Source organism: Phenylobacterium kunshanense, assembly GCF_003254525.1.
In the GTDB taxonomy this organism is placed as follows: domain Bacteria; phylum Pseudomonadota; class Alphaproteobacteria; order Caulobacterales; family Caulobacteraceae; genus Phenylobacterium; species Phenylobacterium kunshanense.
This window is the reverse complement of record NZ_QFYS01000008.1, coordinates 1-13,055: the sequence shown is the minus strand read 5'-3', so window position 1 is coordinate 13,055 and position 13,055 is coordinate 1. Positions and strand designations below refer to the sequence as shown.

Below are 13,055 nucleotides of genomic sequence, written 5' to 3'. Positions count from 1 at the left end.
GTGCTCCGAAATCGGATGAGATCGGACACCCTTTAGACCGTCATGGCCGGGCTTGTCCCGACCATGACGCAGGAGTCAGGCGACGCCGTCGAGTTGCCGGCGCATGGTCTGGTCGTAGTCGGCGGCCCGCGGCAGCAGGTCGGGGCGCGTCTCGGCCAGGCGCTGTTCCATGACCGTGATGCCGGTCTGGAGCTGGGCGATGGCGTCGTCGATGTCCTGCTTCTGCTGTTCCAGGGCGACGATCCGCTCGCGGAACTTGCGCAGGCTCTTGGCGGCCTGCTGGGCGCCGCTCTCGTCGACCTCGTAGAGGTCAAGGATCTCGCCGATCTCGCACAGGGACAGGCCGACGCGCTTGCCGCGCAGGATGAGCTGGAGGCGGGCGCGGTCGCGGTAGGAATAGACGCGGTTCATCCCGTCGCGCGCGGGCGTGAGCAGGCCCTTGTCTTCGTAGAAGCGCAGGGCGCGCGGGGTGCATTTGAACTCGAGGCACAGCTGCCGGATCGTATAGGTCCGGGCCGGCCGGCGCAGGTCACTCGCCATGGTGACGTCCTCCCTGGGTTATCGTTGATAACACACTAGGGTCCGGTTTCCGTTTACGTCAAGGGACACTAGCGTTCCGTTGGGGCGCCGCATGACGCAGCGTGACCGACATTTCCCCAACTCCGAAAAGCCACCCTGCGCGGGGCCGCATCGCTGGCTACCGGGCCATGCCGTCGATAGGCTCCGCGCGAACGCTGCTGGGGATTCATCGTGAAACGAGTTTGGCTGGCGGGCGCGACGGCGCTGACACTCCTGGCTGCGGGCCCTGCCCTGGCCGCGAAGGCGCCGCCGGCGCCGGAGGTGACAGCCGGCCTCGCGCGACAGGACGGGCTGGTCCCGGTCTACGTGGATGCGACCAAGGGCCGGGTGCTGGTCGCCCTGCCGGCGCCGGACGCGCAAGGCGTCGCTGGCCGCTACCTCTATGTATCGGCGCTGAAGACCGGCCTGGGGTCCGCGCCGATCGGTCTGGACCGGGCGCGTCTCGGCGACACGCAGGTGCTGGCGTTCCGCCGGATCGGCGGACGGATCGTCGCCGAGTTCGAAAACCCGAGGTTCCGCGCGAGCGGGGCGCCCGCCGCCGAGCAGGCCGCGGCGCGCGAGGCTTTCGCCACCTCTGTGGTCTGGAGCGGCAAGATCGAGGGGACCACGTCCGACGGACGATTGCTGGTCGACCTGACAGGCCTGCTGACCCGCGACGTGATCGGGATCGCCGATGCGCTGAAGCAGGGCGGAGAAGCGGGCTTCAAGCTGTCGACCGACCTCTCGATGGCCGATCCCTCGGCGGTGAAGGTCTTCCCTGAGAACGTCGAGTTCGAGGCGCTGCAGACCTTCGTCTCGGATACGCCGGGGCCGGAGGTGCGCAACATCGCGCCCGATCCGCGCCTGGTCACCCTGACGGTGCGCCACAGCCTGGTGAAGCTGCCCGAGTCCGGCTACCAGCCTCGTGCCTTCGATCCGCGTTCAGGCGCCTTCGACGGCATCGTGCTCGACTATGCGGCGCCGCTGGACCAGGACATCGTCCAGCGGTTCGCGCGCCGCTTCCGCCTGGAGAAGACCGACCCTTCGGCGGCCGTCTCGCCGGTGAAGAAGCCGATCGTCTTCTACGTCGACCGGGCCGCGCCCGAGCCGGTGCGCACCGCCCTGGTGGAAGGCGCCCGCTGGTGGGCCGATGCGTTCGAGGCCGCCGGCTTCAAGGACGCCTATCGGGTGGAAGTCCTGCCCGAGGGCGCCGACCCGCTCGACGTCCGCTATAACGTCATCAATTGGGTCAACCGCGCCACGCGGGGGTGGTCCTATGGCCAGGCGGTCACCGACCCGCGCACGGGCGAGATCGTCAAGGGATCCGTCCTGCTGGGTTCGCTTCGCGTGCGCCAGGACATGCTGATCTTCGAAGGTCTCGTCGGGGCCGACGCCAGCGGCAAGGGCGGGCCGAACGATCCGGTGCAGGTGGCCCTGGCCCGTCTGCGCCAGCTCTCCGCGCACGAGGTCGGCCACTCGCTGGGCTTCGCGCACAACTTCGCCGCTTCGTCGCAGGACCGCGCCTCGGTCATGGACTACCCGGCGCCGCGGGTGAAGCTGACGGGCGGGCAGATCGACCTCTCCGACGCCTACGGCGTGGGGATCGGGGCCTGGGACAGGTTCACCGTCGACTGGCTGTACGGCGACGGCGACGGCGATGCGTCCGCGAAGGCGAAGACGGCTCTGGAGACCCAGCGCTACATCGCCGACCAGGACGCCCGTCCCATTGGCTCGGGTCAACCCAACGCGGCGATCTGGGACGACGGCGCCGATCCGGTGGCCGAACTGGCCCGGGTCATGACCGTGCGCCGGGCGGCCGTGGACCGCTTCGGCCCGCAGGCGCTGCGCCCCGGCGAGGCGGCCGAGGCGCTCAGGCGCAAGTACGTGCCGATCTACCTGCTGCACCGCTACCAGCTCGAGGCCGCGGCCAAGGTGCTGGGCGGCGTGGACTTCAGCTATGCGGTCCGCGGCGACGCCAACATGAAGGCGGCTGTCGTCCCGGCCGACCGCCAGCGCGCCGCGCTCGCCGGTCTGCTGGCGGCCCTGTCGCCGGCCGAACTGGACACGCCCGAGGCGCTCATCCCGTATCTCTCGTCCGGCCAGTCGGGCGAGACGGACCGACAGCACCAGATCGAGGTGTTCGACGGCGCGGGCGGGCCGGTGTTCGACGCGCTCAACGCCGCGGATGTCGGAGCGGGGATGGTCCTGGACGCTATCCTTGCCCCACCGAGGCTGGCCCGCCTGGTCGAGCAGCATCGCCGCGATCCGGCCCAGCCGGGCGTCGGCGAGGTGTCCGACAGGCTGATCGCCCAGGCCTTCGCGCCCGCGAGCGGCAAGCTGGCCGAGGTGGCGCGGCGGGTGCAGACCCGCACGGTCCTGGAGCTGGCGGCCACCACGCGCCGCCCCGACGTTTCACCTGCGGCGAAGGCCGAAATCAGCCAGCGGCTGGCGGACCTCGCCACCAAGCTGAAGAGCCAGCCGGGCGCTGGCTCCGACCGGGCGCACCGGCTGACCCTGGCGGCGCTCCTGGAGGACAAGGAGGAACTGGTCCGCGTGCTCGGCCAGCCGAAGCGCCGGCCCGAGGCGCCGCCCGGAATGCCGATCGGCTCAGACGAGGACTGAGGTCGCCGCCTCAGGCGGCGACCAGCTCTCCGGCCAGGGCCTTCTCGATCAGCTCGATAGTGCGGTCGACGCCGAAGATCGCCACGAAGCTGCCGAAGCGGGGCCCCTGGCTCTGGCCCAGCAGCACCTCGTAGAGGGCGGAGAACCAGGCCCGCAGCGGCTCGAAGCCCGCCGCCTTGCCCACCTCGAACACCTCGTTCTGGATCGCCTCGGCATCGGCGCCGGCCGGCAGGGCCTTCAGCTTGCCCACCAGCGCTTCCATCGCCGCCCGCTCCTGGTCGGTGGGCGCGCGGAACGTCTTCGAGGGCTTCACGAAGTCCTCGTAGTAGTTGATCGCATAGCCCGCGAGCTTGTCGAGCAGCGGCTCGCTCTCCGGCGTCGCGCCCGGGATGTAGCGGCCGATGAAGGCCCACAGCAGCTCCTTGGTCGAGGCGTCCGCCGCCGAGACCAGGTTCAGCAGCAGCGAGAAGCTGACGGGCGAGCCCTTGGCGGGCGGCGCGCCGCGATGGACGTGCCAGGCCGGATTGTCGAGCTGGGCCGCGTTGTCCCCCTCCGCCTTCTTGCGGACGAGGGCGTCGAGCTGCTGGAGGTACTCGTCGGTCGCCTTGGGGATCACATCGAAGTAGAGCCGCTTCGCCGACTTCGGCGACTGGTACATGTAGTAGGTCAGGCTCTCGGGCGCGCCGTAGCGCAGCCACTCCTCGATCGTCAGGCCGTTGCCCTTGGACTTCGAGATCTTCTGGTTGTTCTCGTCCATGAAGAGCTCGAAGTGGAACGCCTCCGGCGGCTCGCCGCCCAGGGCCTTCACGATCTTGTTCGAGACCCGCACGCTGTCGACCAGGTCCTTGCCCGAGGCCTCGAAGTCGACCTCCAGCGCCGTCCAGCGGGCGGCCCAGTCGGGGCGCCACTGCAGCTTCACGTGGCCGCCGGTGACCGGAACCTCGGTCAGCGTCCCGTCCTCGTCGGGGAAGACGATCGTGCCCTTCTCGACGTTGCGCTCCACGGTCGGCGCCTGCAGCACCTTGCCGCTCTTCGGGCTGATCGGCAGGAACGGCGAATAGGTCGCCCGGCGCTCCTCGCCCAGGGTGGGCAGCATGATCGCCTGGACGGCGTCGAACCGCGCCAGGATGCGCAGCAGCACCTCGTCGAACCGGCCGGACTTGTAGGTCTCGGTCGAGCTCATGAAGGTGTATTCGAAGCCGAAGCTGTCGAGGAAGGCGCGCAGGCGGGCGTTGTTGTGATGCCCGAAGCTCTCGTACTCGCCGAACGGGTCGCGGACGGACGTGACCGGCTTGTCGCGGTCTTCCTCCAGCATCGCCTTGTTGGGCACGTTGTCCGGGATCTTCCGAAGGCCGTCCATGTCGTCGGAGAAGACGATGAGCTGCGTCGGGATGGTGTCTTCCGTCAGGGCCCGGAAGGCGTTGCGCACGATGGTCGGCCGCGTGGCCTCGCCGAAGGTGCCGAGGTGCGGCAGGCCCGAGGCGCCGTAGCCGCACTGGAAGACGACGGGCTTCTGCAGGGCCGGCAGGGTCTGCACCGCCTCGGCGAACTTGCCCTGGGCGAACAGCGTCGCGGCCAGGTCGCGCTCGGCGTCGTTGAGGCGCAGGCGCGTGATCCGGTCGAGCAGCAGGCGAGCCTGTTCGAACGGCCAGCTCTTGGCCTCACGCGCCTGATGGGAGAGTCCTTGGAGGTTCGGGCCTTGCGTCATGGGGGGCGGCCTAACTCCCGGCGCGCCCCGGCTCAAGCGTAAACGGTCGATCCGGCCGTCACGCGATCGTCGCAGGTCCGTGACGCCGCTGACACCCGAGCCCCCTAAGCCGCCCGCAGTCGGGTCAAGCGGGGGATAGGACAATGCGGGGATTCAAGGCTTCGGCGAGCGCGCTCGTGATCGCGTCCGCCATGGCGGCAGGGCCGGCCGCGGCGCAGGCGGTGGATGAGCTGGTGATCACCGGCCAGCGCCTCTCCCAGCAGCGGGCGATCGAGACCAAGCGCGAGGCGCTGGGCGTCGTCGACGCGATCTCCGCCGACGATATCGGCCGGCTCGCCGACAAGAACGTGGCCGAGAACCTGGAGCGCCTACCCGGCGTCGGCGTCGCCTACGACCAGGGCGAGGGCCGCTACGTCTCGGTCCGCGGCACGCCCTCGGCCCTGAACAACGTGACGCTCAACGGCGTCGAGGTCGGCAATCCCGACGGCGACAGCCGCGCCCTGCCGCTGGACGTCATCAGCGGCCAGCTTCTCGGGCGACTCGAGGTGCTGAAGGCCGTGACGCCGGATCGTGACGCCCAGGGGATCGGAGGCACGATCAACCTCGTCACCCAGTCGCCGTTCGCGTTCGGCAAGGATCGCATCGCCCAGGTCTCGGGCCAGGTCGGCTATCAGGAATTCAACGAGAAGACGCCGGTGCAGGGCGACATCACCCTGGGCGGCGTGATCGGCGACTGGGGCGCCCTCCTGGGCGTCAGCTACCAGCACCGCGACTATCGCTCGGACGGCCTTTTCCCGGACGATTGGCGCACCGTGCCGGGCGTCGCCCGCGGCGGTCTGCCGATCAATCTGAAGTACACGAACTACACCCTGGAGCGGGAGCGCATCGGCGTCAGCGGCGCGGTGGAATACCGTCCTGAAGAGGGCAGCCGGTTCTATTTCCGGGGCCTCTGGTCGCGCTTCACCGAGAACGAGTACCGGCAGCGCTTCCGGCTGGATTTCGCCTCCAACCTCGCCAACGTCACGCTCAACAGTGGCGGCACGGGCGGCGTCTCGCGCAACGTCGAGGCGCGCCAGGACCTGCGGACGGAATACAAGGAGAAATCGATCTCCAGCTTCCAGCTCGGCGCCGAGCACGAGCGCGGACCCTGGAAGGTCGAGTACGATGTCTCCTTCGGCTACAACGAGCTGATCGAGCCGAACGAGGCGTGGCTTTTCCGGGGTGGGGCCGCCACCGTCGATTTCGACATGACGCCGCTGCTCTATACGGCCGTCCCGCGCAACCTGACCGCCCGCGACCTCGGCTTCCGCCAGTACACCCGCCAGGACGAGACCGGCGAGGAGACCAACAAGGCCGCCCGCTTCGACCTGCGCCGCAGCATCGAGATCGGCGAGGACAGCTTCTTCAAGGTCGGGATGAAAATCCGCGAGACCGACAAGAAGTTCGACGGCCGCACCGACGTCTTCGAGCGCGCCAGCGCCGCCGCCAACCGCTTCACCCTGGCCGACTTCGGCCTGCAGGGACCGAACCAGGAAGTCTCCCTGGGCGAGGCGACCTACATCGGCCAGTTCGCGATCGACGAGGACGCCATCAGGGCGTTCACGGCTGACAATCTCGGCGGCGTGCGGATGGTCCGCAACAATTCCACCAGCCTGTCGAACGACACGCTCAGCGACTACAGCCTGACCGAACAGGTCCTCGCCGGCTACGCCATGGCCAACATCGACTTCGGCCAGGTCACCCTGCTCGCCGGCTGGCGCGCGGAGCGCACCAAGACCGACGTCCGCGGCTTCCGCCTGACCGGCGGCGTCGTGACGCCGGTGACCCGCGACGGCGACTACACCGACTTCCTGCCGAACGTGCACCTGCGCTGGGAGCCGCGCGAGGACGTGATCGTCCGCGCCGCCTACACCCACACGGTCGGCCGCCCGCAATACCCGCAGCTTCGGCCGGGCGGCCTGCTGACGCTGGTGACCAATCCGGACGGCACGGTCGACGGCGACCTGTCGGAAGGCAACGTGGACCTGAAGCCCTACCGGTCGGAGAACTTCGACCTGTCGGTGGAATGGTACTTCGCCCCCGGCGGCATCCTCTCGGCCGGCGCGTTCCTGAAGCGGATCGACGATCCCATCTTCACCTTCCGGGAAACGCAGACCGGCGTGGTGCTGGACGGCCGCACGGTCACGCGCCTCGCCTACACCCAGCCACGAAACGCCGAGGACGGCGAGATCCGCGGCCTGGAACTGCAGTACCAGCAGCAGTTCACGTTCCTGCCCGGCCTGTGGAGCGGTTTCGGCGTGTCCGCCAACCTCACGCTCTCGGACTCGGAGCTGACGGTTCCGGGGCGCGGCGACCTGCCGTTCCTTGGGCAGTCGGACCTGCTCTGGGGCGCCCAGCTCTTCTACCAGAAGGGCCGGATCGAGGCGGCGCTCTCCTATCACCACACCGGCAAGGCGCCGCAGTCGATCGGCGGCAACACCGACGCCGACACCTTTGATGACGACTATCGCCGCCTGAACGCCAAGGTAAGCTACGCTCTCACGGATCGGATCGAGGTGTTCGTGGACCTTCAGAACCTGACCGACGAGGTGCTTCGCGAGTACCAGGCCGGCCGCAAGGACTGGCTGACCAACTACGAGCGGTACAAGCGCACCTACTACGTGGGCCTGTCCGCGCGGTGGTAGGGGCGCCCTCCCGCCGCCTGCTGCTGGCCCAGGCCGCCGCCCTGGCGGGGGCCGCCCTGACGCCGGCGGCCTGGACGAGCGCGCTCGCCCAGACCCGCCTCGCCGCCTATCCGTTCCGGGCCGGGATCGCCTCGGGAGAGCCGCTGTCCGACGGCGTGGTGCTCTGGACGCGGTTGGTCACGGACCCCAAGGCCATGGACGCGGGCATGACCCGGGCGCCGGTCCAGGTGCGCTGGGAGATCGCCGAGGACGAGGGGCTCAAGCGCACGGTCGCGCGGGGCGAGAGGATGGCGGTGGCCGAGGCGGGCCATTCGGTCCACGTGGAGGTCGGCGGCCTGAGGCCCGACCGCGAGTACTGGTACCGCTTCACGGCGGGCGGCCACGCCAGCCCGCTTGGCCGCACACGCACCGCGCCGCGGCCGGACGCCGACGTCAGCAAGCTGCGGCTCGCCTACGGCTCCTGCCAGAAATACGAGTCCGGCTTCTATGCCGCCCATCGAGCCCTGGCGGCCGAGCGGCCGGACCTGGTGCTGTTCCTGGGCGACTACATCTATGAGAAGGCGGCCAGCGACGCCGGGGTGCGCCGACACCCCGAAGTGGCCTGCCTGGACCTCGCCAGCTACCGCCAGCGCTACGCCTGGTATAAGGCCGACGCCGACCTCCAGGCCGCCCACGCCGCCGCGCCATGGATGGTGATGTGGGACGACCACGAGGTCTCCAACGACTACGGGAACGACCAGGATCGCAGCCCGACGCCGCCGGCCGAGTTCCTGAAGCGACGCGCGGCGGCCTACCAGGCCTACTACGAGAACATGCCGCTGCGCCGGCTGGCCAAACCCGTCGGCCCGCAGATGCAGCTCTACCGCGCCCTGCGGTGGGGCCGTCTCGCGCGGCTCGCGGTGGTGGACGACCGCCAATACCGCGATCGCCGGACCTGCGATGAGCTTTCCAGAGGCAAGATGATCCCCGCGGCCTGCCCGGCGCGGACCGATCCCGACCGCTCGCTGCTCGGCGCGGGGCAGGAGGCCTGGCTGCAGCGCGAGCTTCGCCAGACCGGGGCGCGCTGGAACCTCCTGGGCCAACAGACCCTGATGGCTGAGGTGATCGCCCCCGACGGCCGGGTCAGCAACGACGGCTGGGACGGCTACGCCCAGACCCGCCGGCGCGTGCTCGAGGGCTGGCGGGACGCGAAGACGTCGAACCCGGTGGTGCTGGGCGGCGACGTCCACACCTTCTTCGCCGCCGACCTGGCCTTCGAGCCGGGCGGCAAGCCGGTGGCCAGCGAGTTCGTCGGCGGCTCGATCGCCTCCCTCGGCCGCTCGAAGGAGATCGTCCAGGGCATGCTGGCCATCCAGCCCGACCTGAAGTTCGGCGACGGCGACACCCGGGGCTATGGCGTTGTCGAGATCACGCCGAAGGCCTGCGAGGTCACCTTCCGCGGGGTGGAGAACGCCCTGGTCCAGGGCTCGCCGGTGCGCGACCTGGCGAAGTTCGTGGTCGAGGACGGCGAGGCGGGCATGAAGCGTGCTTGAAATCCTGGCCGCCGCGGCGCTCGCCGCCCAACCGCTGTCCCGCCTGCCGGCGCCCGAGGCGAACCAGGGCGTGGCCGTGGACGCCCGCCACGTCTACGCCGTCGGCAATTCCGAGATCGGCAAGTACGACAAGGCCACGGGCGCCAAGGTCGCCACGTGGAAGGGCGACCCGGACCGCTTCCCGCACCTCAATTCCTGCGCCGTGATCGCCCGCGAACTGGTGTGCGCCAGCTCCAACTATCCGTCGACGCCGATGGCGAGCTCGGTCGAGGTGTTCGATCCCGAGCGCATGGTCCACACCCGCAGCATCGCCCTGGGGCCGCAGCCCGGCTCTCTGACCTGGGTGGATCGCCGCGACGGCCCCTGGTGGGCCGGATTCGCGAACTACGACGGACGGGGCGGCGAGCCGGGCCGCGACCATCGCTTCACGACCCTGGTGCGGTTCGACGATGCGTGGCGCGCCACGGGGAGCTGGACCTTCCCCGACACGGTGCTCGCGCGCTTCGCCCCGCGCAGTTCCTCGGGCGGCGTCTGGGGCGCCGACGGGCGCCTGTACGTCACCGGCCACGACCTGCCGGAAGTCTATGTGCTGGAGGTTCCGGCCACGGGATCGGTGCTGCGCCACGTGGCGACCATCGCGGTCCAGGTGGAAGGTCAGGCGATCGCCTTCGATCCGGCCGCGGATCGTGTTCTCTTCGGCATCAGCCGGGCGAACCGGGAAGTGGTGGCCATGAAGCTGCCGGCCGTGGAGGAAGAATGAACCGTCGGATGATCCTGGCCCTGGCCGTCGCGGCCCTGCTCGCCGGCTGCGGCCAGCCGAAGGAGCCCGAGCGCAAGGAGGTCGTCTTCTCGATCCTCTCGGCCGAGAGCCAGGCCAGCGCCGAGGACGACTGGGCGCCCTTCCTGGCCGACATGAGCAAGGCCCTGGGTCGGCCGGTGAAGGCCTATTACGGCTCCAACTACACCGCCCTGGTCGAGGCCATGCGCTTCAAGCAGAGCGATCTCGGCTGGTTCACCAACCAGTCCGGCCTGGAGACCGTGCGCCGGTCGAACGCCGAAGTCTTCGCCCGGTCGGTGAATCCGACGGGGATCGACGGCTACGAGGCGGTCATCATCGTCAAGAAGGGCTCGGGCGTGACCCTCGACCGGATCCTGGCCTGCGACCGGACCCTTAGCTTCGGCATGGGCGACCCGAAGTCGACCTCGGGCACCCTGGCGCCGATGACCTACCTGTTCGCCCCGCGGAAAATCGATCCGGCGACCTGCTTCAAGACCGTCCGCTCGGCGAACCACGAGACCAACCTGTTCGCGATCTCGGGCGGCCTGCTCGACGCGGCGACCAACAACACGGCCTCTATGGACCGGTTGCGGCTGCTCGACACCGACGTCGCCCGGCGGACGCTCGCGAACGTGGAGATCGTCTGGCGCTCCCCGCGCATCCCCGAGGACCCGCTGGTCTGGCGCAAGGACCTGGACCCGAAGCTGAAGAAGCAGATCGCCGACTTCATGTTCAGCTACGGGGTCGGGAACACGCCCGAGGCGGCGCGCCAGCGGGCGGTGCTGGAGCAGATTCAGACCAAGCCGTTCGTGGCCGCGAACGACAGCCACCTGATCCCGGTGCGCGAGATGGAGGCCACGGGCCAGCTCATCGAGGCGCGGAACCGCGGCGATGCGGCGGCCATCGCCAAGGCCGACGCGGCCCTCGCCCAGGTCCAGAAGGAACGGGCGGCGCTTCCGCCCTCCTGACCTATTCGTCGTTGCGCAGCAGGAAGTGGCCGGTCATGCCGGCCACGGGCTTGGCGCGCGTCTCTTGCCAGGCCTCGACCTGCACGTTGGCGACCCGGCGGCCTAGCTTGCGCACCGTGGCGCGGGCGTACATGTCGCGCGGGGCGGCCGAGCGCAGGTACTCGATGGTGATGTCGATGGTCTTGGGGATGCGGCTCCCCGGCCGGGCCAGGGAGATCTGAGCCAGGGCCGTCATCTCCATGAACGCCCCGGTGACCCCGCCATGCAGCGCCGGCAGCATCGGGTTGCCGATCAGGTGCTGGGCGAACGGCAGCACGGCGGTCATCTCGTCGCCGGCCAGCTCGACCCGCATGCCGAGGAAGCGGATGTAGGGGATGCGGGCGAGGAAGGCCTCGAGGGTCTGGAACTGGTCTTCCATGGTCAGCCGCGCGGATTGAGCATGAAGGCCGCCTGGGCCGTGGCGACCGGATCGTCGGGACTGACGTCCCAGGCCTGGGCGCGGACGAAGCCGATGGAGCGGGTCAGGCGATAGCAGTGGGCCTCGGCCGTGATCCCCGTCCGCGGCGCGGCCGGCCGCAGGTAGTCGATGCGCAGGTCCAGGGTGGCGATCGGCGTCGCCTCCGTCATGGCCGAGTTGATGGCCAGGCCGCAGGTGTGATCGATCAGCGCGGTCACAACGCCCGAGGCGATGACCCCGGTATCCGGATCGCCCACCAGCTCTTCGCGCCAGGGCGCCTGCATGCTTCCGCGCCCCTTGCCGAGCTCCACGAGGCTAAGGCCCAGCGACGCGGCGTGGGGCACCATCATGGTCATCCGGTCGGGCAGCGGCGCGGTGTCGTAATTGTCGGCCATATCGCTGGGTAGGGACCTGACCCGCAGGGAAGTCAACCGGCCGGACGGTCGCCTCTGGGCGGAGCCTTCGGCCGGCGCCTACATTGATGCCACATGATCCGGCCTCAGGACCTGCTCTGTCCGAAGCCCGAGGGCCTCTACTGCGCCCCCGGCGACTTCTACGTCGACCCGGTCAGGCCCGTGCCGCGGGCGGTGGTGACGCATGGCCACTCCGACCACGCCCGCGCGGGTCACGGCGCCGTGCTGGCGACGCCCGAGACCCTGGACATCATGGGCGAGCGCTATGGCGCGGGCTTCGCGGCCTCCACCCAGGCGGCGGCCTATGGCGAGGCGGTGGCGCGCGACGACGTGGAGGTGACGCTGGTTCCCGCCGGCCACGTGCTGGGCTCGGCCCAGGCGGTGGTGCGCTGGAAGGGCCTGACCATGGTCGTCAGCGGCGACTACAAGCGCCGGCGCGACCCGACCTGTCCGGCCTTCGAGCCGGTCCCGTGCGACGTCTTCATCAGCGAGGCCACCTTCGGCCTGCCGGTGTTCCGCCATCCGGACGACCGCGAGGAGATCGCCCGCCTGCTGCGCTCGGTGACCCAGTTCCCGGAGCGCAGCCACATCATCGGCGCCTACGCCCTGGGCAAGGCGCAGCGGATCATCCGGCTGCTGCGCGAGGCGGGATGGGACCGGACCATCCATGTCCACGGCGCGCTGGAGCGGCTGAACGCCCTCTACGCGCGCCATGGCGTCGACCTCGGCCCGCTGGCCCCGGCCACCACGGCGAACAAGCGCGAGTTCGCCGGCCAGATCATCATAGCCCCGCCCTCGGCGATGCAGGACCGCTGGAGCCGCCGCTTCCCGGACCCCGTGGCCGCCTTCGCCTCGGGCTGGATGCAGATCCGCGCCCGGGCCCGCCAGCGGGGCGTCGAGCTGCCGCTGGTGATCTCGGACCACGCCGATTGGGACGAGCTGACCGCGACGGTCGACGAACTGCGCCCCGGCGAACTCTGGATCACCCACGGCCGCGAGGAAGCCCTGGCCCGCTGGGCCCACCTCCACGACATCCCCGCCCGCGCTCTGGCGCTGGTGGGCTACGAGGACGAGGAGGAGTAGGGGGCGGATTCCCCGATCTCTCCACAGATGATGCGGGACGTTGCGCGTTCCCCAGGCTCCGGATCTCATACCTAGGTCCGCATTAGGCTCAGGTAGCAATTCTCGGATTCGCTTGCGGATCAAAAATCCTCCCCCACAGGGGGAGGTGGCCCAAAGGGCCGGAGGGGGTTCACGCCCGCGGCGTCTCAGTCTTCCTCTTCCAGCCGAGCCCAGATCGTACGCGCAGCGTCGTCCACGCTGCGCAGCACCAGC

General features: G+C 69.9%; 10 protein-coding genes. 6 read left to right on the top strand and 4 right to left on the bottom strand.

The features are described from left to right. Nucleotides 1–75 precede the first annotated feature (75 nt). Entirely contained in the window at nt 76–540 is a 465-nt protein-coding gene (locus DJ019_RS16220) for a MerR family transcriptional regulator (protein ID WP_111277118.1), read from the bottom strand. Nucleotides 541–750: 210 nt separating this feature from the next. Here DJ019_RS16220 and DJ019_RS16215 point away from each other — a divergent pair, with 210 nt between their 5' ends. Next, nucleotides 751–3,180 (top strand): zinc-dependent metalloprotease, encoded by a 2,430-nt coding sequence (locus DJ019_RS16215; RefSeq protein WP_111277117.1) that lies wholly within the window; start codon nt 751–753, stop codon nt 3,178–3,180. Nucleotides 3,181–3,190: 10 nt separating this feature from the next. On the opposite strand, the gene DJ019_RS16210 is transcribed toward DJ019_RS16215, so the two are convergent. Continuing rightward, on the bottom strand, nt 3,191–4,888 hold the full coding sequence (locus tag DJ019_RS16210; RefSeq protein ID WP_111277116.1) for a lysine--tRNA ligase: 1,698 nt from the start codon (nt 4,886–4,888) through the stop codon (nt 3,191–3,193). 143 nt (nt 4,889–5,031) lie between these two features. Between DJ019_RS16210 and DJ019_RS16205 the strand changes: the two genes are divergently transcribed. Genes DJ019_RS16205 through phnD form a run of 4 tightly spaced genes read left to right on the top strand, consistent with a single transcriptional unit; the run spans nt 5,032 to nt 10,850 of the window. Beyond that, the gene (locus tag DJ019_RS16205) at nt 5,032–7,572 is read left to right on the top strand and encodes a TonB-dependent receptor (protein ID WP_111277115.1); all 2,541 of its coding nucleotides are present in this window, start codon (nt 5,032–5,034) and stop codon (nt 7,570–7,572) included. Continuing rightward, entirely contained in the window at nt 7,566–9,104 is a 1,539-nt protein-coding gene (locus tag DJ019_RS16200; RefSeq protein WP_111277114.1) for an alkaline phosphatase D family protein, read from the top strand. The genes DJ019_RS16205 and DJ019_RS16200 overlap by 7 nt, the downstream gene beginning before the upstream one ends. Then, nucleotides 9,097–9,864, top strand: a complete 768-nt coding sequence (locus DJ019_RS16195) for a YncE family protein (protein WP_111277113.1) — start codon at nt 9,097–9,099, stop codon at nt 9,862–9,864. Before DJ019_RS16200 ends, DJ019_RS16195 begins: the two co-directional genes overlap by 8 nt. Continuing rightward, nucleotides 9,861–10,850 (top strand): phosphate/phosphite/phosphonate ABC transporter substrate-binding protein, encoded by a 990-nt coding sequence (phnD, locus tag DJ019_RS16190; RefSeq protein ID WP_111277112.1) that lies wholly within the window; start codon nt 9,861–9,863, stop codon nt 10,848–10,850. The genes DJ019_RS16195 and phnD overlap by 4 nt, the downstream gene beginning before the upstream one ends. Before the next feature lies 1 nt (nt 10,851). Here the strand turns inward: phnD and DJ019_RS16185 are convergent, their stop codons facing one another. Both DJ019_RS16185 and DJ019_RS16180 read right to left on the bottom strand, forming a co-directional pair. Next, on the bottom strand, nt 10,852–11,268 hold the full coding sequence (locus DJ019_RS16185) for a PaaI family thioesterase (protein ID WP_111277111.1): 417 nt from the start codon (nt 11,266–11,268) through the stop codon (nt 10,852–10,854). A gap of 2 nt (nt 11,269–11,270) precedes the next feature. Continuing rightward, nucleotides 11,271–11,702, bottom strand: coding sequence for a PaaI family thioesterase (locus DJ019_RS16180; protein WP_240606518.1), 432 nt, complete (start codon nt 11,700–11,702; stop codon nt 11,271–11,273). A gap of 93 nt (nt 11,703–11,795) precedes the next feature. On the opposite strand from DJ019_RS16180, the gene DJ019_RS16175 reads away from it, so the two are divergent. Continuing rightward, on the top strand, nt 11,796–12,803 hold the full coding sequence (locus DJ019_RS16175) for a ligase-associated DNA damage response exonuclease (RefSeq protein WP_111277110.1): 1,008 nt from the start codon (nt 11,796–11,798) through the stop codon (nt 12,801–12,803). Nucleotides 12,804–13,055 lie beyond the last annotated feature (252 nt).

Bases quoted from the DNA above. Each gene is read 5' to 3' on its own strand.
- DJ019_RS16220 (WP_111277118.1), bottom strand. From the start codon at position 540: ATGGCGAGTGACCTGCGCCGGCCGGCCCGGACCTATACGATCCGGCAG.
- DJ019_RS16180 (WP_240606518.1), bottom strand. From the start codon at position 11,702: ATGGCCGACAATTACGACACCGCGCCGCTGCCCGACCGGATGACCATG.
- DJ019_RS16205 (WP_111277115.1), top strand. From the start codon at position 5,032: ATGCGGGGATTCAAGGCTTCGGCGAGCGCGCTCGTGATCGCGTCCGCC.
- DJ019_RS16175 (WP_111277110.1), top strand. From the start codon at position 11,796: ATGATCCGGCCTCAGGACCTGCTCTGTCCGAAGCCCGAGGGCCTCTAC.
- phnD (WP_111277112.1), top strand. From the start codon at position 9,861: ATGAACCGTCGGATGATCCTGGCCCTGGCCGTCGCGGCCCTGCTCGCC.
- DJ019_RS16210 (WP_111277116.1), bottom strand. From the start codon at position 4,888: ATGACGCAAGGCCCGAACCTCCAAGGACTCTCCCATCAGGCGCGTGAG.
- DJ019_RS16185 (WP_111277111.1), bottom strand. From the start codon at position 11,268: ATGGAAGACCAGTTCCAGACCCTCGAGGCCTTCCTCGCCCGCATCCCC.